The sequence below is a fragment of the Ligilactobacillus salitolerans genome (assembly GCF_003864415.1).
GTDB lineage: Bacteria > Bacillota > Bacilli > Lactobacillales > Lactobacillaceae > Ligilactobacillus > Ligilactobacillus salitolerans.
On record NZ_BFFP01000014.1, the window covers coordinates 26228 to 51835 of the forward strand.

Annotated in this window: 22 protein-coding genes; 4 read left to right on the top strand and 18 right to left on the bottom strand. The window is 45.1% G+C overall.

Annotated features, from left to right (window positions below):
* Positions 1-11: 11 nt before the first annotated feature.
* The 17 genes from ruvB to LFYK43_RS05350 form a co-directional block, all read right to left on the bottom strand.
* The gene (gene ruvB, locus LFYK43_RS05270) at positions 12-1028 is read right to left on the bottom strand and encodes a Holliday junction branch migration DNA helicase RuvB (protein ID WP_124976131.1); all 1017 of its coding nucleotides are present in this window, start codon (positions 1026-1028) and stop codon (positions 12-14) included.
* Between the two features lie 23 nt (positions 1029-1051).
* Positions 1052-1660, bottom strand: coding sequence for a Holliday junction branch migration protein RuvA (gene ruvA / locus LFYK43_RS05275; protein ID WP_124976133.1), 609 nt, complete (start codon positions 1658-1660; stop codon positions 1052-1054).
* A gap of 22 nt (positions 1661-1682) precedes the next feature.
* Entirely contained in the window at positions 1683-3653 is a 1971-nt protein-coding gene (gene mutL, locus LFYK43_RS05280) for a DNA mismatch repair endonuclease MutL (RefSeq protein ID WP_124976135.1), read from the bottom strand.
* 28 nt (positions 3654-3681) lie between these two features.
* Entirely contained in the window at positions 3682-6309 is a 2628-nt protein-coding gene (gene mutS / locus LFYK43_RS05285) for a DNA mismatch repair protein MutS (RefSeq protein WP_124976137.1), read from the bottom strand.
* 90 nt (positions 6310-6399) lie between these two features.
* A complete protein-coding gene (locus tag LFYK43_RS05290; RefSeq protein WP_124976139.1) occupies positions 6400-7200 on the bottom strand; it encodes a TIGR00282 family metallophosphoesterase in 801 nt (266 codons plus the stop codon).
* Positions 7201-7364: 164 nt separating this feature from the next.
* The gene (gene rny, locus LFYK43_RS05295) at positions 7365-8930 is read right to left on the bottom strand and encodes a ribonuclease Y (RefSeq protein ID WP_124976141.1); all 1566 of its coding nucleotides are present in this window, start codon (positions 8928-8930) and stop codon (positions 7365-7367) included.
* Positions 8931-9180: 250 nt separating this feature from the next.
* Positions 9181-10272: a recombinase RecA gene (gene recA, locus LFYK43_RS05300; RefSeq protein ID WP_124976143.1), complete on the bottom strand. Its 1092-nt coding sequence runs from the start codon at positions 10270-10272 to the stop codon at positions 9181-9183.
* Between the two features lie 94 nt (positions 10273-10366).
* On the bottom strand, positions 10367-11626 hold the full coding sequence (locus tag LFYK43_RS05305) for a competence/damage-inducible protein A (RefSeq protein ID WP_124976145.1): 1260 nt from the start codon (positions 11624-11626) through the stop codon (positions 10367-10369).
* A 143-nt stretch (positions 11627-11769) separates the two neighbouring features.
* Positions 11770-12363: a CDP-diacylglycerol--glycerol-3-phosphate 3-phosphatidyltransferase gene (gene pgsA, locus LFYK43_RS05310; protein ID WP_124976147.1), complete on the bottom strand. Its 594-nt coding sequence runs from the start codon at positions 12361-12363 to the stop codon at positions 11770-11772.
* A 13-nt stretch (positions 12364-12376) separates the two neighbouring features.
* Entirely contained in the window at positions 12377-13414 is a 1038-nt protein-coding gene (locus LFYK43_RS05315) for a helix-turn-helix domain-containing protein (protein WP_124976149.1), read from the bottom strand.
* Between the two features lie 89 nt (positions 13415-13503).
* Positions 13504-14229, bottom strand: coding sequence for an elongation factor P 5-aminopentanone reductase (gene ymfI, locus LFYK43_RS05320; protein ID WP_124976151.1), 726 nt, complete (start codon positions 14227-14229; stop codon positions 13504-13506).
* A gap of 48 nt (positions 14230-14277) precedes the next feature.
* Positions 14278-15570, bottom strand: a complete 1293-nt coding sequence (gene yfmH, locus LFYK43_RS05325; protein ID WP_124976153.1) for an EF-P 5-aminopentanol modification-associated protein YfmH — start codon at positions 15568-15570, stop codon at positions 14278-14280.
* Positions 15567-16829 carry an EF-P 5-aminopentanol modification-associated protein YfmF gene (yfmF, locus tag LFYK43_RS05330; protein WP_124976155.1) on the bottom strand — a complete coding sequence of 421 codons (1263 nt, stop codon included), beginning with the start codon at positions 16827-16829 and terminating at the stop codon, positions 15567-15569. The genes yfmH and yfmF overlap by 4 nt, the downstream gene beginning before the upstream one ends.
* 275 nt (positions 16830-17104) lie before the next feature.
* Positions 17105-19441 carry a DNA translocase FtsK gene (locus LFYK43_RS05335; RefSeq protein WP_124976157.1) on the bottom strand — a complete coding sequence of 779 codons (2337 nt, stop codon included), beginning with the start codon at positions 19439-19441 and terminating at the stop codon, positions 17105-17107.
* Positions 19442-19601: 160 nt separating this feature from the next.
* Positions 19602-20114: a tRNA (uridine(34)/cytosine(34)/5-carboxymethylaminomethyluridine(34)-2'-O)-methyltransferase TrmL gene (gene trmL / locus LFYK43_RS05340; RefSeq protein WP_124976159.1), complete on the bottom strand. Its 513-nt coding sequence runs from the start codon at positions 20112-20114 to the stop codon at positions 19602-19604.
* 219 nt (positions 20115-20333) lie between these two features.
* Positions 20334-21191, bottom strand: a complete 858-nt coding sequence (locus tag LFYK43_RS05345) for a methyltransferase domain-containing protein (RefSeq protein ID WP_124976161.1) — start codon at positions 21189-21191, stop codon at positions 20334-20336.
* A 20-nt stretch (positions 21192-21211) separates the two neighbouring features.
* Positions 21212-21718, bottom strand: coding sequence for a YbaK/EbsC family protein (locus LFYK43_RS05350; RefSeq protein ID WP_124976163.1), 507 nt, complete (start codon positions 21716-21718; stop codon positions 21212-21214).
* Positions 21719-22011: 293 nt separating this feature from the next.
* Between LFYK43_RS05350 and LFYK43_RS05355 the strand changes: the two genes are divergently transcribed.
* The gene (locus tag LFYK43_RS05355) at positions 22012-22992 is read left to right on the top strand and encodes a GMP reductase (RefSeq protein ID WP_124976165.1); all 981 of its coding nucleotides are present in this window, start codon (positions 22012-22014) and stop codon (positions 22990-22992) included.
* Between the two features lie 85 nt (positions 22993-23077).
* Here the strand turns inward: LFYK43_RS05355 and LFYK43_RS05360 are convergent, their stop codons facing one another.
* Entirely contained in the window at positions 23078-23440 is a 363-nt protein-coding gene (locus tag LFYK43_RS05360; protein WP_124976167.1) for a PTS glucitol/sorbitol transporter subunit IIA, read from the bottom strand.
* A gap of 180 nt (positions 23441-23620) precedes the next feature.
* Between LFYK43_RS05360 and LFYK43_RS05365 the strand changes: the two genes are divergently transcribed.
* The 3 genes from LFYK43_RS05365 to LFYK43_RS05375 all read left to right on the top strand — a co-directional run.
* Positions 23621-24664 carry a lactonase family protein gene (locus tag LFYK43_RS05365; RefSeq protein WP_124976168.1) on the top strand — a complete coding sequence of 348 codons (1044 nt, stop codon included), beginning with the start codon at positions 23621-23623 and terminating at the stop codon, positions 24662-24664.
* A 24-nt stretch (positions 24665-24688) separates the two neighbouring features.
* A complete protein-coding gene (locus LFYK43_RS05370) occupies positions 24689-25333 on the top strand; it encodes a copper homeostasis protein CutC (RefSeq protein WP_124976170.1) in 645 nt (214 codons plus the stop codon).
* Positions 25334-25428: 95 nt separating this feature from the next.
* Positions 25429-25608 (top strand): helix-turn-helix domain-containing protein (locus LFYK43_RS05375; protein WP_148095604.1); only part of this gene is annotated, 180 nt, incomplete at its 3' end.

The window sequence follows — 25608 nt, forward strand, 5'->3', positions numbered from 1 at the left end:
TCTTCTAAAATTTAATTTTTCTTTTCGTTGGGTCTAAGGCCCAGATGTTCATAGCCAGCCGGTGTCACCATCCGGCCGCGAGCCGTCCGCTTGATAAAGCCGCTTTGCATTAAATACGGTTCGATCATATCAGCAACTGTATCTGTTTCCTCACCGATATTAGCAGCAATCGTGCTTAACCCAACCGGACCGCCGCCATACAGCTCGATCATTGTCCGCAGCAGCTTGCGGTCAGTTTCATCCAAGCCTTGTTGGTCAACTTGCAGCAATTTTAAAGCATACTGCACGATCTCCTCGTCGATACTCTTTTTTTGCGCCACTTGTGCGAAATCACGCACCCGTTTTAGCAATCGGTTAGCGACACGCGGCGTTCCCCGTGAACGTCGTGCGATCTCTGCGGCCCCCAAAGGATCGATCTGAGAATCAAAGACTTCGGCGGACCGTAAGACGACCTGCGCTAATTCAGAATCTGTGTAATATTTCATGTGTTCCACGATCCCAAATCTTGCCCGTAACGGTGAAGACAATAACCCCGCACGTGTCGTGGCCCCCACCAAAGTAAACGGTGGTAAGGGAAAATGAACGGGATGCGCTGTGGCATCCTGACCAACAATAATATCGATATAAAAATCTTCCATCGCGGAATAGAGAATCTCTTCCACGTTTTTAGGCAGACGATGGATCTCATCGATAAACAAGATCGCACCCGGCTGCAGCTCATTCAATAAAGCCACCAGATCTCCCGGTTTTTCAATCGCCGGACCACTCGTGGTCTTAAAAGTAACCCCCATTTCATTGGCGATCACTCCAGCCAATGTCGTCTTGCCTAGGCCAGGGGGACCATAAAGCAGCACATGATCCAACGGTTCTTGGCGGTCCTTTGCGGCTTGAATGTAAACAGAAACTTCCTGCTTGATTTTATCTTGGCCGATGTACTGGCTCAAAGTAGTGGGACGCAAGCTCAATTCGGTTTGATCTTCATTTTCCCCGAAGCTTTCGCCTGAGACCAACCGTTCATCTTCATCCATCACAGCAGACCTCCTTTACTATACTATTTTTTCATCAACAGTTTCAATGCCTCACGCAAATACTGATCAGTCGAATCCCCCTCAAAAGCGCGCAGCTTCTTGGCGATCCGTTTGACTTCCGCTTTAGTATAACCTAAAGCCAGGAGTGCTTCCAAACTTTCTTTCAAATAAACCGGATCTTCAGCCTGGCTGAATTGCAGTTGATCATCGATCAGCGGTGTTTGTGTGGCTAAATCAGACATTTTATCCTTGAGATCAAGGATGATCTGCTTGGCAGTCTTTTTACCAATGCTCGGAAACTTAGTCAGATATGTTTCATCATTACCGTCGATCGCTGCAACTAAACCAGCATGATCATCCGTAGCCAGAATTGCCAGCGCACTCTTTGGGCCGATCCCAGACACAGAGATCAGCTTTAAGAACAATTGCTTTTCTTGCCGGTCCTTAAAGCCAAAAAGGCTGACATCATTTTCTCTGACTGCCTGGTAAACATAGATCTGCTGTTTTTTATCCAGGTCAACTTGATAACTGAAGGGATTAGCAACATTTACGCGGTAGCCGATCCCGTCAACTTCAAGCACAATGTAATGCGGTGTCACCTCTGTGATCAGACCAATAAAATATTCATACATATTTTTCCTCTGTTCTTTTTGTTTAGTTTCTCTTAGCTGCCCCTTGGTGAGGATCTTGGATCCGTTTAAACATTTTCTCCATATCGACATTCGTAAAATGGACGACTGTCGGGCGGCCGTGAGGACAATTATAGGGGTTCTGACAACCTTTCAGCTGCTCCAATAAGGAGCGTGCTTGCCGCTCATCCAAGTGATGGTTGGCTTTGATCGAACGTTTGCAGCTCATCATAATTGCAGTTTTTTCGCGGAATTTTGCGACGGTCAGTTTATTATCCTCTAAAACATAGTCGATCATTTCGCGGATCGTATCTTCTTCTTGACCTTTTTCAAACCAAGTCGGATGCTGCCTGACCGCAAAAGTGTTTTGTCCAAAGTCTTCTAACTTAAGGCCGACTTCTGCCAACTTATCCCTATTTTGCATGATCCGCAGGGCGTCATTGACCGGATATGACAAAATCAACGGTAAAAGCATGCTCTGCTGATCGTCAGAAACCTGACCGATCTGCTCACGGTAAAATTCATATTTGACTCTTTCCTGGGCGGCGTGCTGGTCAATGATATAAAAGCCGTCCGCCGCCTCGGCAAACAGAAACGTCCCATGCATCTGACCAATGTAATTTAAATTAGGAAAGGGTTCAGTCCGCGACTCCTCAGCTTGGAGTTGTTGCGGGACATTCGCATCGTCTGCTGTTTTAGAAGGATCAGCCTGATTTGTCTCGTCCTGCTTGTGCGCATACCTTAGATCCCATTCTTTGACCTCGGGGGAAGAAAGGTCTCGCACATCACTGATCATCAAAGGTTTCACGCTGGAAACTTCTGCGTGTTCTTTTTTCGGTGCAGAGGCTTCTTTGCCTAAGAGAGCATCAAGGACCTCGGTGGTCGTGACTTGGGGTTTAGCCCCCAATCCGTACTGAGAATTCGGCTCATTTAATCCAAAATCAAGTTGTTCTAACTGCGGTCGTTTCTTCTTTTGACCATGCAAATTGGACAAGGCATCCGGGATCAGATTCTCCTGGGCGATCCGTTGGTAGACACTGGCAGAAAGGAGCTCGCACAGCTGGTCTTCCTTACTGATCTTAACTTCCTGTTTGGTTGGGTGCACATTCACGTCGACCAAAAGCGGATCGAGTTTGATCTCGATAACTGCCAAAGGATAACGACCGACCATTAGTTTAGAGCCGTAGCCTGCAATCAATGCGCGGCTAAGCCGATTGTTTTTAACATATCTGCCGTTCAAAAGAAAACTGACATAATTGCGTGAAGCCCGGGTCAGCTTCGGTAAAGAAACAAAACCGCTGACCTTGAAGTCATTATCTTCCTTAGCAAAAGAAACCATCTGGCGTGCAGCATTAATACCATAAATCGCACTGATGACCTGCTTGAGATTTCCATTACCCGCGGTGTGCAATAATTCGCGTCCGTTGCTAGTTAACGAAAAAGCAATTTGGGTATGGCTTAAAGCCAGCCGATCCACGATATCTGTGATCGCTGCCAATTCCGTCTGGACAGAACTCAAATATTTCAACCGCGCCGGAGTATTAAAGAAAAGATCATTGACCGTGACCTTTGTACCTTGCCGGCTCTCAGCAGTCTTTTTGGCTAAAATCTTGCCGCCTTTAACGTGGATCCACGTCCCCGGCTGGTCCCTGATTGCTGTCTGCATCGTCACGTCAGCGACTGAGACAATACTTGGTAAAGCCTCACCCCGAAATCCCAGCGTGACGACTTGAAACAGGTCCTGACGCTTGGTGATCTTGCTGGTCGCATGGCGCAGAAAAGCAAGTTCGACTTCATCAGCGGGGATCCCATTACCATTATCGATCACCGTAATTTGTTTGAGTCCTGCATCTTCTACTGCGATATCGATTTGAGTACTGCCAGCATCGATTGCATTTTCAACTAATTCTTTCACGACAGAAGCCGGCCGCTCGACGACTTCGCCCGCCGAGATCTGGTCGGCTAGGACCGAGTCCAATTGGTGTATCTGTGCCATGACCTTGCTCCTTTCCGGTCTGGATCAACTATTTTTTGCGGTTCAAACGTCCCTGCCACTTGTAGACTGCATTCATGACATCCATCGGAGTCATCGCCATCAAGTTGGCATTTTCTAATTCACGAATAACCTTGGCTTGTGTCGTATCATTCTTAGGTTCGGGTTCGCCAAATAAAGAAAGCTGCTCATCTTCGAGCTCTTTTGCTGCGGAAACATTAGCAGCGTCCTCTTCTTCAGTTAACGCCTCTTGCTTTAACCGCGACTCAGGCAGTTTATTTTCTCCTTGCTCAAGCTGCTTTAAGATCTGATCAGCATTTTGGATCAGACTAGCCGGCAAGCCTGCCAACTTAGCAACATGAACCCCGTAAGAACGATCTGCCGGGCCCGCTTGCATCTTATGCAAGAAGACAAGTTCACCATGTTTTTCAACCGCACCGACATGGATATTTGTTAAATGGGGCAATTTATCTTCCAAAACCGTCAGTTCATGGTAATGAGTTGAAAACAGGGTCTTAGCTTGAACCTTGTCATGAACATATTCAATGATCGCCTGTGCCAGTGCCATTCCATCATAGGTCGCAGTTCCACGCCCAATTTCATCGAACAGCAGCAGACTATTTGGTGTCGCATTTTTCAAAGCCTGATTGGCTTCGATCATCTCTACCATAAAAGTTGATTCACCGCTGATCAAATCATCAGCGGCTCCGATCCGGGTAAAAACTTGATCAAACAAGGGCATCTTGGCACTTTGTGCGGGAACAAAGCAGCCCATTTGAGCCATGATCACCGTTAAAGCCAGCTGCCGCATGTAGGTACTTTTTCCTGACATATTCGGGCCAGTGATCAACAAAACTTCTAAGTCAGCCGGCATCTCAATGTCATTTGGAACATAGCTTTGCTTGCCCATGACCTTTTGGACAACGGGGTGCCAACCGCCCTTGATTTGGATCTCATGCCCAGAAACAAACTGCGGCAAAGTAAAGTGCCCTTCCTCACTGACAACTGCGAAGCTTTGCAAAACATCAAGTGTGGCAATTGCTTGGGCCAGCTTCTGCAATCGTGAAATTTGATCCTTGATCTGTTCACGAATATCGGTAAATAAACGATATTCCAAATCAGCTGCTTTGCTCTGAGCACCTAGGATCATAGCCTCTTTTTCTTTTAATTCAGGGGTAATAAATCGTTCAGCGTTCACCAAGGTCTGCTTGCGCTGGTAGCGTCCCTCCGGCAGATTGCTGATGTTGCCTTTAGAGACCTCAATGTAATAGCCGAAAACCTTATTGTAGCCGATTTTTAAATTATGGATCCCGGTTTCTTTGCGTTCTTTGGCTTCGAGTTCGGCGAGCCATTTCTGTCCGTTAGCCAAAGCATCATTATACTCGTCAAGTTCTTGATTATAGCCTGCTTTGATCAAGTTCCCATCTGTGACCGACAATGGCGGTTCATCCACGATCGCCTGCTCGATCAGATCAGCAACTTCTTCAACTGGATCAAGTTTTGACAGCAGATGATCTAAGCGCCCGTCATTGAGCTGTTCTAAAAGGTACTTGATTTGAGGGATATGCTGTAAAGAAGTCATTAACTGGATCAAGTCCCGACCATTGACATTTCCAAAGGCGACCCGACCGGCCAGCCGTTCCAAGTCATAGACTTGAGCGAGCTCATCTTGCAATCCGGCACGTTCAAAGTAATTTTCAAGCAAAATTGAAACGGTCCCTTGCCGTTCAGTGATCTGTCCTTTATTCAATAATGGCCGGTCGATCCATTGCTTGAGCAAGCGTCCGCCCATAGCCGTTTTAGTTTTATCCAGCAGCCACAAAAGAGTCCCGGATTTTTTATGTGTCCGCGAATTTTCTAATAGTTCGAGGTTTCTTTTAGCACGGTGATCTAGCTTCAAAAATTGTGCAGGTTCATAGTGGACCGCTTTTTGAATATGTGCTAACGCCCTTTTTTGCGTCTCTTCCAAGTAAGAAACCAAATGCCCGACAACAGTGATCTCCAGCTGATCACTCAATTCTTGAGTCGTAAAGGCGACCTCAGATTTTTCAGTGCTCGTTTCTTGGGTCGAAACCAGCACCTTCAAATCTGTCAGTGCCTGCAAAGTTGCAGACGTCACACTATCATCAACAACGACTTCCTTAGTTCGCAGACTGAGCATTTCATTGATAACCGCAGAAATACCATCCAAAGAAGCAGTTTTTAGTTCACCCGTTGACAGATCAGTGTAAGCAAATCCAAACTGCTGCCCTTCTTGATGAACCGCGGTCAAATAATTATTCTCCTTGGCTTCACCTGCTTTGTTATCGATCAGAGTCCCAGGAGTCACAAGTTGAATGACTTCTCGTTTGACCATATCTTTAGTTAACTTTGGGTCTTCCATCTGTTCGCAGATAGCAACTTTATAACCTTGCTCAACCAAAATATCGATGTAATTTTGTGCAGCATGATGCGGTACCCCGCACATCGGGATCGGATCGCTAGCATTACGATTGCGCGAAGTCAAAGTCAACTCTAAGATTTGCGAGCCCTTGATCGCATCTTCATTAAACATTTCATAAAAATCACCCAGACGGTAGAACAAGAAGGCATCCGGATACTGCTCTTTAACTTTCAGGTACTGTTCCATCATGGGGGTATTTTTTGTCTTCTGGGGCATGGGTCCATCCCTTTCTCTGCAATATTTTACTGCCTAATTCTAGAGTACAGATCGATTTTTTAAGTAGACGGTCTGCCTGACTGATGCTTATTATTCAAAGTACGGATGATCTGGATCGATCCGCAAATTACTAATTTTCTGTGCCCGTCCGGTTTTTTCATCAACATCGATCACCACTGCGCCCAAAGTCTGACCACCGGAAGTTTCAACCTCAAATCTAGTTGGTAATTGATTTTTAAACCTGCCGATCACACTTTCACGGCGCATGCCTAAGATCCCATCGTATGGTCCGGTCATCCCAACGTCAGACAAAAAAGCCGTTCCTTGCGGCAAGATCCGGGCGTCGTTGGTTTGAACATGGGTATGAGTCCCGACTACCGCCGAAACACGCCCATCAAAATTCCAAGCAAAAGCTTCTTTTTCGCTGGTTGCTTCTCCATGAAAATCTACAAAAATGATCGAAGTTTCTTTCTCAAGTTGAGCTATTATTTTCTCTCCAACTGCGAAAGGATCATCCGAGGGCGACATAAAAACCCGCCCTTGGACGTTGAGCACACCGACAGAGACAGAATTGACCTTAACGATCGTATAACCGATCCCTGGAACCTGTCCGGCGGAAAAATTTGCCGGTCTGATCAATTTTTTGGCAGTCCCAATGAAGTCTTGGATCTCACGGTTATCCCACGTGTGATTACCCATAGTGATCACATCTGCCCCGGCCTTCTGTAATTTTTTAAATACTTTTTCGTTGATACCGCGGCCGCGAGTAGCATTTTCACCGTTGGCGATCGTTAGCTGGGGATGGAGGTTTCTCTTTAAAAGAGGAACTGTCTTTTCAAACATTTCCTGCCCTGATTCACCCATCACATCTCCAATAAATAAGATCCGCATTTTCTGTCTCCTCTACCTTTTCTTTTATACATACAGTTAGTTTTAATTTTACCATTTTTAGGGTCCATTGTGCAGTCCCAGACTACAACCTCCAACAGACCACTTATAATATCAAAAAAGCCGAAAGCTTTACCTCTGACGGTAAACTTTCAGCTTCCAGAGTCTTACTTAGCATACTCGATCGCACGTGTTTCACGGATCACCGTAACCTTAATGTGGCCAGGGTATTCCATTTCGTCTTCGATCTGATTTTTGATATTCCGAGCCAAAATTGTAGTTTTAGCATCATTGATCTTATCAGGTTTAACGATGACGCGTACTTCACGACCAGCTTGGATCGCATAACTCTTCTTAACGCCTTCAAATCCATTCGAAATCGTTTCGAGTTTTTCCAAACGATGAATATAGTTTTCGAGCGATTCACTCCGAGCCCCTGGACGAGCAGCAGAAATGGCATCTGCAGCAGCGACCAAGACCGCAATGATAGATTCTTGCTCAACATCACCATGATGAGACGCGATCGTATTGATGACAGTCTTGCTTTCCTTGTACTTCTCAGCCAACTCAACACCGATCTCAACGTGAGATCCTTCAACTTCATGATCGACTGCTTTGCCGATATCATGCAAAAGACCTGCTCGTTTCGCCAGCGAAACGTCTTCGCTAAGTTCGCTAGCCATCACGCCGGCTAATTTAGCGACTTCAAGAGAATGATCCAGAACATTTTGGCCATAAGAAGTGCGGTAGTTCAACCGGCCGACAATTTTGATCAAATCAGGATGCATCGAATGTACCCCCAAATCAAAAATTGCTTCTTCACCAGTTTCGCGAACTTTAGCATCCATCTCTTTCGTGGCTTTTTCAACCATTTCTTCGATCCGGGCTGGATGGATCCGACCATCTTGGATCAATTTTTCTAAGGCAAGTTTTGCGATTTCTCGCCGAATTGGATCAAAGCCGCTCAAAACGACTGCCTCAGGCGTATCATCGATGATCAGATCGATCCCCGTTAAGGTCTCGAGGGTCCGGATATTGCGTCCTTCACGACCAATGATACGTCCTTTCATTTCATCGTTAGGCAGATTGACGATTGAGACTGTGGTTTCCGAAACTGTATCGGCAGCACTCCGCTGGATCGCCTCTGCAATTAAGACTTTCGCTGTTTTATCAGCACTTGCTTTTGCCTGCGCTTCACTATCTTTGATCATCACTGCCATTTCATGGTCTAAACCGGCTTTAGTCTGATCTAGGATCACCTTTTTTGCTTGGTCCTTGGTCAGAGCAGCAACTTCTTCAAGTTTTGCTTGTTGTTGTGAAATCAGTGATGAAACTTCTTGATGCTTTTTATCAAGGCTGCTTTGTTCAGAGCTAATGCGCTTTTCTTTTTGTTCAAGCGTATGTTCACGTTTCTCTAAATTTGCATCTTTACGATCCAAATTTTCTTCACGTGCCAGCAGACGGTTCTCCTGCTTTTGAACTTCTGAACGTCTTTCCTTGAGTTCATTTTCTATTTCACTGCGATATTTATGGCCTTCCTCTTTTGCTTCCAAAAGAGTTTCTTTTTTCTGAGCTTCTGCTTCTTTCCGAGCATTAGCTACAATTCCTTGCGCCGTTTGTGTCGCAGCATCAAGAGATCTCTCATATTCTTTCTTGCGTCTAAGATCTCCTGCTAGAAAACCGATCAATAAAGCTAAAATAGCGATCACGAGGATGATTAAATATAAAATAATTCAGCACCTCCGCATCGTTAAATTTTATTCTTTAAAATTCAACAATTGCGTCTTAATCGATGCTTTTGGTCATGCACACAATACTATTTTAAGGTTACTTGACTGTTGCTGTCAATAAGAATCAACAGCTGAGATTATTTTTAATTCAATTGACCTGCGGTTCATGTTCAATGTGACAAATTCAATAAAGCCCGCTTCTTTCATCAGAAATCAGTGGGCTTTATCCTGTTATTCTACCTTAAATCAAAGATTACTTTTTAGCTTTCTTTTTAGTTTTGGAGTCATCAGACTGCTTTTGGTCACCGGCTGTCAGGTCAAGATCTAATTGATCTTTGCTGACTTTTTCTTCTTCACCGCTGATCCCGTATGCTTGCCGGACTTTCTTAGTCACTTCTGCCATCATGTCCGGATGATCAGCCATATACTTCTTGGCATTTTCCCGTCCTTGACCAATGCGTTCCTCACCATAGGAGAACCAAGAACCGCTCTTATTAACGATATCTTTTTCAACGGCCATATCGATCAATTCACCAGTCTTGGAGATCCCTTCGCCATACATAATATCGACTTCAGCTTTTCTAAAGGGAGGAGCGACCTTATTTTTAACGACCTTGATCCGGACACGGTTCCCAATGATTTCTGACCCGTCTTTGATCTGTTCAGCACGTCTAATTTCCAAACGGATAGTCGCGTAGAACTTCAAAGCACGACCACCAGGAGTTGTCTCAGGGTTGCCAAACATAACTCCGACCTTTTCACGGATCTGGTTAATAAAGATCGCGATCGTTTTAGTTTTGTTGATCGTTCCTGAGAGTTTCCTCAAAGCCTGTGACATCAACCGCGCTTGCAAACCAACGTGCGCGTCGCCCATTTCCCCTTCAATTTCTGCGCGAGGGACCAAAGCTGCCACAGAATCAACGATCACAATATCCACTGCTCCGGAAGAAACCAGAGCATCGGCAATTTCCAAGCCTTGTTCTCCTGTATCCGGCTGGGATAAAAGCAGTTCATCGATATTGACTCCTAGCGCCTGAGCATAAACGGGATCTAAAGCATTTTCAGCGTCAATATATGCTGCCGTACCCCCATTAGCCTGAACCTCTGCCACGGCATGCAAAGCAACGGTCGTCTTCCCAGAACTTTCTGGGCCGTATACCTCAACGATCCTGCCGCGAGGGTAGCCGCCAACACCTAAAGCTTCATCCAATGCCAACGAACCGCTAGGGATCGTTGAGATCTTCGTATCGGCTTTATCACCCATCCGCATGATCGAACCCTTACCAAAATTCTTTTCAATCTTCTTTAATGCAGCATCTAAAGCTGCTTGTCTATCATCAGCCACGGTGATGTTCCTCCTTAATTGCAAGTCAATTCTCCCTGCTTTTCGCTATAATCAATCATACTGATAATTTTGCAAAAAGGCAAGAAAAATCGAACTAGCGTTTGAAATCTATTTGAGCTAAAGCTTGGTACAACTGAGAAAATCCGGTCATAACGGCGCTATTGCGGACGCGAGAGCGGTCATACTGGAAAGAATACAAGCGAGCTGAGGTCGGGATCTGTTTGCCCGCTAAGCCGATCCAGACCGTGCCTGCAGGATGACCTTCCAGTTCCTCAGGTCCAGCGACCCCGGTAAATGAAAGCGCGAGATCCGTGTCTGTCAAGGCCAATGTCCGTTCGGCCATTGCCCGTGCTGTTTGTTCACTGACCACGCCATAGCGTTCGATCAAATCTGCATCGATCCCCAGCATTTGTTCTTTTTGTTTTGCGGCATAAGTCACGAAACCGCCGGGAAAAACTGCTGAAGCACCAGGAATGGCAGTAACAGCGGCTTGAAAACTGCCGCCGGTCAAGCTTTCCGCGGCTGAAATGGTTAAGCCGCGCTGCTTTAACTTCTCTACTACTACTGCCGGCAGGCTGTTATTTTCTCCATAGCCGTATAAATACCGACCCACACGAGCGCTTATTTTTTCTTCCAGATCATCAAGCAGCTGTTGATTCTCTGCTTCTGTCTGGCCGGTTGCTGTCAAACGAAGTGTGACTTCAGTTTCCTTAGCATATGGTGCGATCGTTGGATTGACCTGCTCATCTATTAAGTCAGCTAGTTTGGTGACGAGGTTAGATTCGCCAATCCCGTAAAAACGCAACAGGCGTGTACTTAAAATCTGTGAACGTTGATACTGGCTGGCTAATAAGGGCTTGGCTGTCTGATCAAACATCGTCTCCATCTCGTGCGGCGGCCCTGGCAGCAGCAAGAAATCTGCCCCTTGGTCAGAATGGTAAAAATTGCCCACAGCCAACCCAACTTCATTGGGCAAAGATACAGCTCCATCGATATACATCGCCTGTACCTTATTATTCGGAGTCATGGTCCGTTTGCGCGCTTCAAAGAAAGCAGAAATTTTTCGCAGCGCGACCTGGTCCACAACTAACTTTCTCTGTAAAAAGCGGGCCACCACTTGCTTGGTCAGGTCATCTGGCGTCGGACCCAGCCCGCCGGACAAAATTACCAGATCACTGCGTGCAGCCGCCAAGGAAATAACCTCTTCCATCCGGGTTTCATTATCTCCAACTAGACTATGATAATAGACATCGATCCCCAGATCAGCTAAACCCTCACTGATGTATTTCGAATTAGTATCAACAATTTCACCCAGGAGCATTTCTGTCCCGACAGCAATAATTTCTGCATGCATGTTTTATGCCTCCACTTTATAATACGCAAAAAATGCTAATTTCTTTCTAAAACTTGATAATTTTTTTACCGGCAGCAGATCAGCTTACTAAAAACAGCTCTCCTCTCTAGGAAAGCTGTAATTTTGAAAGAATATGTCTAATGCTAATCTTGTTTGCCAAATGAATCCGCAAAAACGCTCCGGGCGTTGTAAAAATACTCTGCACCAGAATAAATCGTAAAGAATAAACAAATATAAAGCAAAATTTCACCCAATGGAATATGGATGTTGCTGAAAAAGATGTTGTTTAAAAACAAGAAAATAATTGCAAACATCTGTGAAGTTGTTTTGATTTTACCCGGCATTGCCGCAGCCATGACCTCGCCATTGTTTTCAACCACGATCAAGCGCAAGCCAGTAACAGCCAACTCACGGCAAACAATGATCGCAACGACCCATGCTGGTGCTTTTCCAAGCTCGACCAAAAAGATCAATGCAGTCATCACAAGCATCTTATCAGCTAATGGATCGGCGAACTTGCCGAAGTTAGTCACTAAGTGGTTGCGGCGGGCGATCTGCCCATCGGCAAAGTCTGTCAGCGAAGCAGCTGCAAAAATGATCGCAGCAATTAACTGAGTCACAGGGATCACCGTCCCCGCTGCATTAACACTGCCCCAATCCGGCGGCAGAGCCAAACATAAGATAAAAACCGGGATCAAAATAATGCGGATCACTGTTAATTTATTAGGAAGGTTCATTAACGTTCACTCCTTACTGTTGATTTGAATCAGTTACTTGGCTTGAAACACTTGAGCCAGTCGAACTGCTGACAGTATTGCCGTTATTATCGGCAGCTGTGGTGTCGCTTTGTCCAGCATTCGAGCTGGAAGCAGTCGAATCAGATGCTGTATTCGAGCTTTCACCTAGTTGAATTGTCAGAGAACGCACAGTCAGTGTTGAATTATCTTTCAAGAAGTCAAACTTCTTGCCATTGAGCTTCAAAGTCGTAGCCTGTGAATTGCCTAACTGGATCGTGATCGAGCCGGCGCCAGAAGGAATAGTAACTGTATGGTCCTGACCATCAGAAAGTGTTCCCTGCCAAGTCTGTGTTCCATCGGCTGAGACTGAACTCCAAGCACTGCCGCCGGAAATCTCCAAGGCAACCTTATTGCTTTGCGGAGCATTTTTCATCACATAACTATAATTCGTCCCCGAATTACCAGTCAAACTCAAAGACTGCTTTTTCTTTTTAGTTGTCTTTTTGGCCTTCTTCTTAGTAGTAGAACTGCTCTTGGCAGAACTAGAAGTATCTTTGGCTTTTTTCTTCGCAGTTTTCTTAGTGCTGGAAGAATCAGAAGAAACCTGCACATCGTTTTCGACCGATTTTTGGGCTTGATGCCGGTTATTATAAGAAACCCCAAAAATCGTCCCGATGATCGCGACCACTATAACCACGATCACGATCGTGGGCAGATAATTCAGGATCTTTTGCCCATTGCCTCCCTCAGGGTGAGCATTCTTCTCGCGTAAATTCATTCTTGAGGTTGCTTCTTCATGGACCGGACTTTCATCTTGTGTTTCGATCTGGTCACCGAAAGAAGACAAGAGCTCATCTGCGTTTAAGCCCACGGTTTCGGCATACTCTTTAATAAATGCTTTCACATAAAAGTCGCCGGGTAATGCTTTGAAATCCTCTTCTTCAATGGCGATCAAATACCGTTTTTGAATTTTAGTTGTTTGCTGCAGATCGTCTAAAGTCAGTCCCTTATCGACCCGCGCTTTTTTTAGTGTTTGTCCAATTTCACTCACTTTTTATTACTCCATGTCTTTTCAAAGTTTAATGTATTCACCTTTAGCTAGTATAGCATATAGCGTTAAACCATTTCATTAAGAAACAATTATTTTAGCCAGCCGCCCGTAACATAGATCGTTTGTCCCGTTAGGTAAGAGGCATTTTCAGCTAACAAAGAACAGATCCAGTAACTGATCTGTGTCGGAGCTGCGAAATGCCCGGCCGGGATCTCTTGGGCAACGGCTTCTTGTTCTTCGGGTGTAAAAGTCTGGTTCATTCGTGTTGCGACCGCACCGGGGGCAACAACATTCACCGTGATCCCAAGCGAAGCAACTTCCTTGGAATAAGCCGAAGCAAAGGCACTTAATGCCCCTTTGACAGTACTATAACCAACTTCCATTGCACTGCCGGCTCCCCCGTAAACTGAGCCGACAAATACGATCCGTCCTTGACCGGAACGGGCCAATTTATCTTGCACCTTTTGCACCAAAGTCAACGGCGTTTGCAGCTGCATTAAAAGCATCTGCGCCATGATAACTGGATCTTCATCCGCGAATAAACCATAATCAGTTGTCCCTTGGGCAAAAATCACGGCATCCAGTGAAAAAAGCAGGCCCGCAATAGCACTTGCGCTCTCAGTTTGAGACAGATCAGCTTGCAGGAGTAAAAAATCCTGCCATGGATAGTCGTGCTGGAGTTTTTCCCGCAGTGCGTGTGCTTTTTCTTGGTTATTAAAATAATGCAGGTATAAAGACCAGCCTTGTTGCGCGAGGTCCACTGCAGTCTGGGTGCCAATATCTCCTGATGCACCAATGATCAATGCCCATTTCATGTTTTTAATTCCTCCGATCAAAGCGGCTTTTGGTCCGCCAACCCTGCTTTAGCCTTCAGGCAAGATCCGGTAGATACTGAGTACTTGCGGGTCACATAACTGGCTGATCGCAGCAAGTACATCAGCTAAACTGATCTCTTGGATCAAAGCTGCCTGATCAAGCACCGTTGTCTGTCCAAAAAGATTTCCTTCATAACTGTTAGCAATACTTTCCAGAGAATTTTGCGCCTGAATGTACTGTCCCAAGTACTCCTTCTTGGCTAGTGCCAGCTGCTTGACGGCATTTTGCAATAAATCAGCAGCATGCTTGAATGTTTTGACGACTGCCTGTTCCATTTCCTGATAATGCGCTGTATCGGCTGAAACCACCGCGAAATGGTAGCCGCGTTCAATTTCTAATTCATAACTGAACGAATCATCGACGATCCCTGCTTGATACAACTCCTGAAAGAGCTGCGAGGACTCGCCAAAAAGCAGGTAGAGTCCTAATTCCAACGAAAGTTTGTATTTCAGACCGGCTTTGCCGGGCGAGACCGGCTGTAAGCCCTTGACCCCAACCATCGATTTCGGTCGAGTGACATTCATCTTTTTAGAGGTCAAACGTTCGATCTTACTCCCTGATGCTGCCAGAAAGTTATTTTGCACCGGCGGCTGCGGTGAATTATGCTGCTCCTTGCCAGCTTGGTTGCTAGCGATAGTCTCAAGCACTTCTGCCGGATCAAATCCGCCGACAACAAAAAGATCCATGTTTTCTGGCCGGTAGAATTCACGATAAACATCATAAAGAGTTTGTGCGTTGATCTGGGCGATCGTTTCCTTGGTCCCCGCGATATCTGTGTTTAAAGGGTCTTGGGGATACAAATTACGCAACATCCCAAAGAATAACTGCCAGTCAACATCATCATCATACATCGAGATCTCTTCGCCGATAATCCCCTTCTCTTTTTCGACAGTTTGCTCCGAAAAATAAGGTTCTTGTACAAAGTCCAACAACACATTGAGACACTTTTTCAGATCAGAAGTCGTCGAAAACATAAAGCTAGTTTTCGTAAAGCTGGTAAATGCATTAGCATCAGCACCATAATCGCCGAAAATATCAAAAGCATCGTGGTCTTCTTTTTCAAATAATTTATGTTCCAAAAAATGGGCGGTGCCGGCAGGGATCGCATGTTCTTTTCCCTGTTGATCATGATATACAGTATCGATCGCCCCATAATTGATCGTCAAAATTGCATAATTTTTATGAAAACCAGTTCGCGGCAGCAAGTTAACGGTCAGCCCGTTGTCAAGTTTGGTTCGAAACAGGGTTTCTTTGAACTGCGGATACGCTATTTTCTTCATGCAGGTTCATCTCCTCCGCTCAAAAAATAAACTGCTTGCAAGTCTGCACCTTGGGCAATTTGAGCCACATCAGCAACTTGGACAGCTGCTACTTGCGCGACCCATTCACTTTCAGAAACTTCCTTGCCCAGGAGTCGGGAACTTAATGCCCGGGATAAAGCCGTTGATTGATTATCCGTTCGACTAATATAACTGTTGATCAAACCGAGTTTAATTTTTTCTAATAGTCCTGCATCAAGCTGACCGGCTTGCAGCTGCTTTAACTGTTCATTAACTAAACGTAAAACCTGGTCCTTATTTTGAGCCTGGATCCCCGTTTGGACCCATAATTCCTGACGAAAGAGGTCAAGGTCGCTTTCAGCGTAGTAAGCTAAACTATTCTTTTCGCGGACATTCTGGAAGAGCAGCGAAAGAGCCGAACCGCCAAAAGCTTCGTTAAAGACCATCGCCGCATAACGCTTGGCAGAATTTAATTCAACGGGCAGATTATAGGCTAAGTTGAGCTTGCTTTGACTGACTTTTTCGTATTCATTTCGAATTCTGATCTCATGTTCACTTTGCTGCGAATACAGTAAAGTCAACGGCTTAACTTGCCGCGCGGCAAACGGCAGTTCAGCAACCGCCTCTTTGACCTGTGTTTCAGTTACGTCACCAGAAACAACAATTTGGACTTGATCTTCATTTAACATTTTCTGGTAGTATTCAGCCAGCTTAAATTCATCCAAGCTGGCAACATCGTCAGCCTGGCCGACGGGTGGGATCTGCTGCAGCTGATCTCTAAAATAAAGAGCATTCATCTTGGTCAGTGCCTTGCCCTGCTTGTTATCTGTCAGTGAATGCAGATAATCTTTCAAATTGCTTTTTTGGATCCCAAAAATCTCACTGTCAAACTGGCCATTCTTGATCTGAGGGGCAAAGATCAACTCCCGTAAAAATGCAAAGGCCTCTTGCAATAAATTGGTCTGCCCAGGCAAAAAGTTGTCATTAACAACATTGATAATAAAATTGATCCCATAAACCTGACCATAGCGGCTAACAGAAGTTCCAAAACTTGCACCATACAAGTCGGATAATTTCATCGCAACATCTCTTTGGGTCGGCCATTTTTGACAAGTACTTTCCAAAAGGTCTGCCAGCAGTGTGCGGGCAGTGATCTCTTGTGGGGTCGAAATATTAGTGGTAAACGAAACAAGTATCCGGTTAGTTTTAAATTTTTTAGTTGGTTTCAGCGTCAAATCAACGCCATTGCTTATTTTCACTGCTTAATAATTCTCCTTCAAAAAAATAGGAAGCTAAACTATATCATAGTCGAAATGAACCAGAAAGACAACGGTCCATCCGCTGAAGTATGCCTAAAATCAAACCAATGATTGCCATAATACTCTAGCCGACAAAAACACCACTAGGATAAATCTAAAATTGAGTAAAGATCAGCTGAAAATTAGGTAAAATTTTAGGTACGCAAATACCGCACATTTCCAAAAATGTGCGGTATTTTAACCGGTGCGCCTGCAAAAATATTTACAAGTTGTGCTTATTGCTCCTCTTTTTTTAGATAGACCTGCCGGGGTTTGCTTCCTTCTTGGGGTCCAACCATCCCCTTGGCAGCTAAATTATCAACGATTCTTGCAGCCCGGTTATAGCCGATCTTAAATTTACGCTGCAGCAACGAGATACTGCATTTCTGTTCTTGAGTAATAAATTGGACTGCTTGCGCAAACAATTCATCCTCTTCGTCGCTGTCTTGGTCGACTTGAGCTTCTTCATCAGTGACTTCCATTGTTTCATCATAGGAAGCCTCTTGTTGTTTCTTAACGAATTCCACTACATTTTCAACATCTTCATCAGAAATGTAGGCGCCTTGAACACGAACTGGCTTATTCATCCCCATCGGCAAGAATAACATATCACCTCGACCCAGCAGCTTTTCTGCCCCTGAGGAATCAATGATCGTCCGCGAATCGGTACCGGAGGAAACCGCAAAGGCCATCCGGGATGGAACATTAGCTTTGATCAGACCAGTAATAACATCCACTGAAGGCCGCTGAGTAGCTAAAATCATATGAATGCCCGCTGCCCGAGCCATTTGGGCCAGCCGAATAATTGCATCTTCAACTTCATTCGAAGCAACCATCATCAGATCTGATAATTCATCGACAATGGCGACAATATAGGGCAAGGCAGGTTCTGCGGTCTTTTGCGCCGCGTTTTGTCGTTTGACCATCTGATTATAGCCATTAATGTTGCGTTGTCCGGTGTTAGCAAAAAGCTCGTAGCGCCTTTCCATCTCGGCTACCAGTTTGTGCAAAGCACGTGCTGCTTTCTTCGGATCCGTGACCACAGGAGTCAGGAGATGCGGGATCTCATTGTAAACTCCCAGCTCGACTTTTTTAGGATCGACCAGCATCATTTTGACCTGGTCCGGAGTATCATTCATCAGCAGACTGGTAATGATCCCGTTGATCGCCACTGACTTCCCGCTCCCAGTTGAACCAGCAATGAGAAGATGCGGCATTTTAGCCAAGTCGGCAGTGACCAGATTGCCCGAAACATCTCGTCCGAGCGGAACTTGCAAAGGTTTAGCCGGGTCCGGAGTCATTGCTGAAACAACATCTTTAAAAGAGATCGTCGCTACTTGCTGGTTAGGAACTTCGATGCCAATTAGCGACTTGCCTGGAATCGGTGCTTCGATCCGAATATCTTTAGCTGCCAAAGCCAGTGCCAGGTCATCAGAAAGATTGACGATCTTAGAGACTTTGACCCCGATTGCCGGGTGCAGTTCATATTTAGTCACTGATGGTCCCAAAATCGTATTCCTTAATTCGACGTCCACGCCAAAACTTTTAAAAGTCTTCTTCAAGACGTCCTGATTCCGACGTAAAGCCTTCTTTTCATTGGATTGATCGGTTGGGGCAACGTCTTGGAGCAATTGAGGTTCCGGCAGCTGATAATCAGGGTTCGTTGTCTGCACCGGGACCTTTTTAGCAGCTGGTTTCTTTGGTGCTTGCGAATGTTCACTCCACAAGGCAGGATCATCAGTCGCATGTGCAGCGGGCAGGTGCTTGTCGGTGGTAATGTCATTTTCAATCGTAACTTGTTCTTGCGCCAGCCCTTCATCGGATCGCTCTTGTCCCTCTTGGTCCCCGATATCGTGCACAGATCGATCTTGCTTTTCTTCTTCATCCAAGTAATCTTTTTTCACTTGTTCGTGCAGCTTTTGCCGTCGCTGCTGCAGCCATGGCTTAGTTTTGGACCATGCCCGCGCCAGCTGCTGGAGACCTTTTTTGCATAATTGCAGTAATTGGTAAAGCAAAGTTCCAGCAAAATCAACAACTTGTCCTAATCTGACTCCAGCAATCAAACAAATTCCTAAAACCAGTAAAAAAACAGCCAAAACATAACTGCCAATTTGGGCAACCAAAAAGTAGGTCCCTTGATACAAGGCAGCACCAATTAAACCGCCGCCCAACGCGCTGCCGACACTATTTGACACTAAATCCGCCTTGAGATATTGCCAGGTAACAGCAAAAAATTCAGAATGGAGGTCTAAGCGTCCAAAAAGATATGTACTTAGAAACAATAGCATGCCAAATAAGGCAGACAAGCTGCCCCACAAATACCTGCTCTTAACCTGAAGATCTTTACCCGTGACCAGCATCATTAGGCCCCAAAAAATCAAGAGCAGTGCAACAATCGAATAGAAATCACCAACGAACAATCGAAAACAGTTGGCTAAAAGCATCCCTAAATTACCTAAATGGATGCCGGCGATCAAACTAATAAGTGCCAAAATCGTCCCCGAAACCCGTGTAGCGATGATCTGCTGTTGTTTTTTAGTTGGCTTACGCCCTGTCTTTTTCTTTTTTGCCAAGACAAAATTCCTTTCTGAAAAGTTGCGTTTGAGCGGCAGAAAGCTCTCTGCTTAAACGCAGCTAAATCATTTTTCTTGTTCCACTAGTATAGCATTTTTTAAGTAAAAAGAACATTTGTGCGAACAAACTTCGACTGGGCAAAATTAGTTGGTCGTCCGCTTATTTTAGTTTATCGTTTTCGTAGAGATGGGTCGTTTCGAGACCTGGAAAACTTTGCTGACGAACGGCTTCATAGATCACGATCGCGGCAGAATTAGACAGATTAAGCGCACGAATATGTTCGTCATTTTGCGGGATCCGAATACACTTATCAGGATATTGCTGCATCAGCGGTTGCGGCAAGCCAGTCGTCTCTTTACCAAACAAAAAGTAATGGTCTTTAGTCTGATCAGAATAATCAACATCTGTATATGCATGATCAGCGAATTTAGAAACAAGGTAAAGCTGCTCTAGGTCAGGGATACTTTCAATAAATTCAACCAGGTTTTCGTGATATGTAATTTTGACATGCTCCCAATAATCAAGTCCAGCCCGCTTGAGATACTTGTCATCCGTCGAGAAGCCTAAGGGCTTGATCAGATGAAGTTCCGTGTTGGTTCCGGCACAAGTCCGGGCGATATTGCCGGTATTAGCCGGCATTAATGGTTCAAATAAAGCGATATGGTTCGTCATTTCGTTCTCTCCTTGGACTCAAATTGTCCGCTTAGTTTTTAATTAGCTTAAAAAGCTCAAAAAAACGCAGCTATTCGGTGCAAGCACTGCGACTAGCTACGTTGATGAAGTATCTTACAGAGCTGCTGACGCTTGGACATCAACTCTTAAAACATTCCTCACCATCACTCTAACATTGATACACCGGACTTGCAAGCCTCTAAGCCTGTCCTTTTTGACTTAGTTAGCGGCGCTAAGTAAGGTCACATCAACTGTGATCTGCTGCAAGGGGTGTGCGAGCGCCTGCTGCTTGATTTCCTCTGATGCTCCCCAATTCAAAGGAGTCATCATTAACAGGGACGCAAAATCTTCAGGTGCAAAAGCAAATTGATACTTGATGCGCTGCTGAGTAAAGTTGGGAAAGTGCTGAGCAAATAGATCTAAGACAGCGGAATTATCATAGTTATGGTGGACGTTGTCTTCGGCATACAAAAGCTGCCGTAATTCTTGAAGGTAACCGCCGTTCGGGATCACCTTGCAGATCTGGCCACCAGGAACAAGTACACGTTTAAATTCCTGGTAAGCGGCCGGTGAAAAAATATCCATTAAAACGTTAAAAGCTTGGTCCGTAAATGGCAATGCTGCTAAATCTGCTACGCAAAAGAAATTCTGGTCCCCGTATGAGGTTGCCAGATTGACAGCACTTTTTGAAATATCGATCCCCACTGTGACATCGTTTTGTTTAGCCCGCAAACTGTGTAATTTAGCTAGGGGTGTCCCCTCACCAGAACCGATGTCAAGGATCCGCGCTTGGGCAGAATTGGGGATCTGGGCCGCAATTGCTTCAACGATCGGATCAAACAACCCTAAAGTCAGCATCCGCCGCCGGGCTTGCCACATCTGCGCGCTATCATACTCGCTTTTAATTTTATGCGGGATCATAAACAAAGTACCCTTACGCGACAGGTCAAAACTATGTCTTTGTGGGCAAACAAGTGCCCTGTCAGCGACTGCTGTAAACGGCTGGCCGCAGACTGGACATTGAAATAATTGCCGATTTTGCTCTAGAAATTGAGCTGCTTGTTCGATTTTTTTCATACGTTCTCCTAATTATCCACTTACTGAGCTGCGACCTGGATGAATCGTCCCTCGACCAACTGGACTAAATCGCTGAGCTGCATCCGGACCGAACGTCCAACTTTGCCGGCCGAGACACAAATTTCTGACTGATCTTTGATCCGTTGATCGAAATAGATCGGAAAGTCCTTTGCAGCATGGATCCCAATTGGTGTATTGGCACCGTGAATGTAACCGGTGATTTTGATCAATTTTTTATTATCCGCCAAGTGGATCTGTTTTTTACCAAGTTCTCGTGCAACCATTTTTAAGTCGATCTCAGAGACAATTGGCAGGCAGATTACTAAATAATCCTTTGGACCATCGCTGCCTAAACAGACAATAGTCTTTAAAATACTTTCTTCGCTGATTCCCTCAGCTGCAGTCGCCTTGAGGGCTTCCTCTTTGCCTGCGAGCCAATTAAACTGCAGCTCTGAATACACCAAGCCGTTTTCATCCAAGATCCGTTCTTCATTAGTTTTTTTCAGCTGCTTTTTCTTCTTTGACATTTAGCCGTTTCCACTCCTATCTGTATCATTGTATTATATTTATTCTGAATTTCAAACACCGGTCAAGCAAGCCCCAAGTGTTCCTCAGCTGCCCAATCATCCTAGCAGACAGCTAAAATCTGTCGACTCCCACTGTTTTTTGATAAAAAGACGAACATTATTGTGCAGATACAACTTTTAATTTGACTTTTTTTGTTAAGTTAGGTAAAATTCAACTGTTTTTGGAAAGAATAAAAGTTTAAGAACGAATATTTTTAATAAATGAACCACAAAGCAGAATGTGAGGGGTAAACATGCCAGTTTTTGATTACGAGGATATTCAGCTAGTTCCCAATAAGTGTGTTATCGAAAGCCGTTCAGAAGCAGACACAACGATCAAGTTTGGACCGATGACTTTCAAGATCCCGGTTGTTCCAGCCAACATGGCAACAACAATTGACGAACAATTAGCTGTTTGGTTAGCCCAAAATGGCTATTTCTACATCATGCACCGTTTCGACGATCAAGATCAGCGGCTCCAATTTGTCAGGAAGATGCACGACCAGGGCTTATTTGCATCGATCTCTGTCGGCGTTAAAGCAGAAGAATATGCGCTGATCGATGAGTTAGCTAAGGAAGATTTTGTTCCTGAATATGTAACCATTGACATCGCGCATGGTCATGCCGATTCGGTGATCAAGATGATCCACTATATTAAAGAAAACTTGCCAGGTTCATTCGTAATTGCTGGCAACGTTGGGACGCCCGAAGGTGTACGCGAACTAGAAAATGCAGGTGCTGATGCTACGAAAGTCGGGATCGGCCCAGGAAAAGCCTGCATCACGAAACTTAAAACCGGCTTTGGGACCGGCGGCTGGCAACTCGCAGCAGTTCGGCTCTGTGCCAAAGCCGCCAGCAAGCCGATCATCGCAGATGGCGGGATCCGCAATAACGGCGACATTGCCAAGTCAGTCCGTTTCGGCGCTTCCATGGTTATGATCGGTTCATTATTTGCTGGTCATGAGGAAACTCCTGGTGAAATCGTGATCGAAAACGGCGCTAAGTACAAGACATATTACGGCTCAGCTTCCCAATATCAAAAAGGCGAATACAAAAACGTCGAAGGCAAAAAATTACTCGTTCCTTACCGCGGCAGAATCGCTGACACCTTGCGTGAAATGCAAGAAGACCTGCAGTCATCCATTTCCTATGCTGGGGGCAAGGACTTGAATTCGCTGCGAAAAGTTGATTATGTGATCGTAAAAAATTCGATCTTTAACGGTGACAGTTACTAAACAAATCACCATCAAAATCATGCAGATACTAAAAAACGCTATTCGATCGGATAGCGTTTTTTAGTTGCCATAAATTGATCTTGGCCTATTTGCCGCCAAAAGTGACGATCGTGCCAACGTGGACATCTGGTTCACCTTGTGGACGCAAATAAATTGCATTCGACCGCGGAACTGCAGGTACTGCATGAAAATCTAAAATTGTATGGCCGATCGACATCAAGTTGCTCTCAACCAGTTCCCCAATAAATGTGATCTCATAAGCCTGCTGATCAAAGTACACTTTTTGCCCGACCGCTAAATCGTATTTTTGGTCAAAATCAGGGACCAGCTCATGGATCAGCGAAACGTCGCGTAATTTAGCGGAAGCGGTATCGTTAAACATGATCATCAGACCGTCTTCCTTGGAATCGGCATATTGTCCGATCTCAGTAATTTTTGTCCGCAACATTAAAACAACCTCTTTCTTAAAACGTTTTTTCTTTTATTGTAGCATATCAACCATTGAAATTAACCTGGCTTAAGTCCCCTATGCTCCAAACTCCGCTTCCCTATCAACAAATCCAAGACGGTTGTCCCTTTGGATGCTATACTTATACTTGTATAGATGAAAGGAGTGCAGCATTTAGTTATGAAAGAAAAAATCTACTTTGGAACTTATACGAAAAAAACGAGTCAAGGAATTTACCAAGCAACGTTAGACACCAAGACAAAAGAAGTTTCAACACCTGAAGCAGCTATCAGCATTGGCGGCCCAACCTACATCCGGTTGACCGCACAAGGAGACTTGCTCGCCGTTGAATCAGCTGACAATTTAGGTGGGATCGCGAGTTATCAGACAGCAGATAGTGATTTCATCGATAACAATGATGTTTTGCATGAGGGCGCAAGTCCATGTTACATCGGGATCGATAATCAGAGAAAGCTGGCCTTTTCAGCCAATTACCACAAAGGCGAGATCTTGGTTTATCGCATCAATGCCGACCATACTCTCACGCAGACCGACCAAGTAGTCGTGACCGGCAAAGGTCCCCGTGAAGAACAAGACAGCGCCCATGTTCATTTTACGGATCTAACTCCAGACGGGCGTTTAGCAGCTGTTGATTTAGGCAGTGACCGGATCTACGTCTTTGATATCTTAAATGATGGTACCTTAAAACAGGTCAGTGTCCTTAAATTAGCTGCTGGATACGGTCCACGGCACTTAGTCTTCGCACCCAACGGTCAATATGCTTACCTGGCAGGAGAACTTTCCAGTCAGATCAGCACCTTAAAGTATGATCAAAGCAGCGGTTCTTTTTCTGAGATCCAAACTTTACCAACTATTCCAGCTGATTGGACCGAACATAATGGAGCTGCTGCAATTAAGATTTCTAGTGACGGTAAATTCGTCTATCTTTCCAATCGCGGCTACAACTCGATCGCGGTTTTCGCAGTCCAGGCTGACAACCAGCTGCAGTTAGTTCAGCAGATTTCGACTGAGGGCGATTTTCCCCGCGATTTCTCCCTTGATCCAAGCGAAGAATTTGTGCTTTGTGCTAACCAAAATACAGACAACGCTACGCTTTATTCACGTAACCAGGAAAATGGCAAGCTGACCTGTATCCAACAGGACATTCCACTTCCAGAAGGTGTTTGTGTTTTATTTGCTGGCGAAAACGACAACTCAAACTAAAGACCGCGATCGGAGATGAATAATTTGTTATTAAAAGAAGCCTGCGTTGAAAACTTTACTGACATTCCGGCCGTAATTGCGAACGGAGCTGCCCGGATCGAATTATGCGATAACCTGGCAGTCGGCGGAACCACCCCCAGCAAGGGCGTGATCGCTGAGGCGGCTAAATACTGCCATGAAAAGAATATCCCCTTGGTTGTTTTGATCCGACCACGCAAAGGCAATTACGTTTATTCCGACACTGAGATCAAAATCATGGAAGCCGATATTTTCGAAGCTCAAGCACTTGGTGCCGACGGGATCTCTTTTGGGGCATTAACCAATGACGGAAAGCTCGATTACGAGGTCATGGAACAGCTCGGTGCCGCTGCTGGCGGGATGCAATTGGTTTTACACATGGCATTTGACGAAATGGACTTGCCAGAGCAGAAAAAAGCCATCGATTGGGCAGTCTCAGAAGGCTACGAGCGCATCTTGACTCACGGCGGCCCCTTATCTGCTTCACTTGCCGAAACCCAGGACCATTTAAAAGAGCTGATAGAATATGCTGCTTCCAGAATTACGATCCTGCCGGGCGGCGGTATCACTGCGGATAACTGCCAAGAAATCGCTGCTGATCTAGGCGTCGTCCAGGTTCATGGTTCAAAAATAGTGCCCCTCAAAAATTAAAAAACTGTAATTTAATAGGCATCCGCGGGTATACTCCTTCTTAGGTAGACAAGCTAAATAATTAAAGCTTGCCTACTTTAGGGAGGAGTATTTTTATGGGGAAAAATGGATTCAGATATACGTTAGAGGAGAAACTCTTTTATATTAATCTGGTTCAGGCTGAATCTATGACCGCATACGCTATTCAACATCAATACGGGGTTCGCCATTCCCATGTTACACATTGGGTGGAACTCTACCAAAGTGGTGGGATTGATGCATTAAAACCACAAACT

What these genes read in the sequence shown, in the direction of transcription:
- ruvB (WP_124976131.1), bottom strand. Translation starts at nt 1,028, where the DNA reads ATGGATGAAGATGAACGGTTGGTCTCAGGCGAAAGCTTCGGGGAAAAT.
- ruvA (WP_124976133.1), bottom strand. Translation starts at nt 1,660, where the DNA reads ATGTATGAATATTTTATTGGTCTGATCACAGAGGTGACACCGCATTAC.
- mutL (WP_124976135.1), bottom strand. Translation starts at nt 3,653, where the DNA reads ATGGCACAGATACACCAATTGGACTCGGTCCTAGCCGACCAGATCTCG.
- mutS (WP_124976137.1), bottom strand. Translation starts at nt 6,309, where the DNA reads ATGCCCCAGAAGACAAAAAATACCCCCATGATGGAACAGTACCTGAAA.
- LFYK43_RS05290 (WP_124976139.1), bottom strand. Translation starts at nt 7,200, where the DNA reads ATGCGGATCTTATTTATTGGAGATGTGATGGGTGAATCAGGGCAGGAA.
- LFYK43_RS05305 (WP_124976145.1), bottom strand. Translation starts at nt 11,626, where the DNA reads ATGCATGCAGAAATTATTGCTGTCGGGACAGAAATGCTCCTGGGTGAA.
- pgsA (WP_124976147.1), bottom strand. Translation starts at nt 12,363, where the DNA reads ATGAACCTTCCTAATAAATTAACAGTGATCCGCATTATTTTGATCCCG.
- ymfI (WP_124976151.1), bottom strand. Translation starts at nt 14,229, where the DNA reads ATGAAATGGGCATTGATCATTGGTGCATCAGGAGATATTGGCACCCAG.
- yfmH (WP_124976153.1), bottom strand. Translation starts at nt 15,570, where the DNA reads ATGAAGAAAATAGCGTATCCGCAGTTCAAAGAAACCCTGTTTCGAACC.
- trmL (WP_124976159.1), bottom strand. Translation starts at nt 20,114, where the DNA reads ATGACGAACCATATCGCTTTATTTGAACCATTAATGCCGGCTAATACC.
- LFYK43_RS05345 (WP_124976161.1), bottom strand. Translation starts at nt 21,191, where the DNA reads ATGAAAAAAATCGAACAAGCAGCTCAATTTCTAGAGCAAAATCGGCAA.
- LFYK43_RS05350 (WP_124976163.1), bottom strand. Translation starts at nt 21,718, where the DNA reads ATGTCAAAGAAGAAAAAGCAGCTGAAAAAAACTAATGAAGAACGGATC.
- LFYK43_RS05355 (WP_124976165.1), top strand. Translation starts at nt 22,012, where the DNA reads ATGCCAGTTTTTGATTACGAGGATATTCAGCTAGTTCCCAATAAGTGT.
- LFYK43_RS05360 (WP_124976167.1), bottom strand. Translation starts at nt 23,440, where the DNA reads ATGTTGCGGACAAAAATTACTGAGATCGGACAATATGCCGATTCCAAG.
- LFYK43_RS05365 (WP_124976168.1), top strand. Translation starts at nt 23,621, where the DNA reads ATGAAAGAAAAAATCTACTTTGGAACTTATACGAAAAAAACGAGTCAA.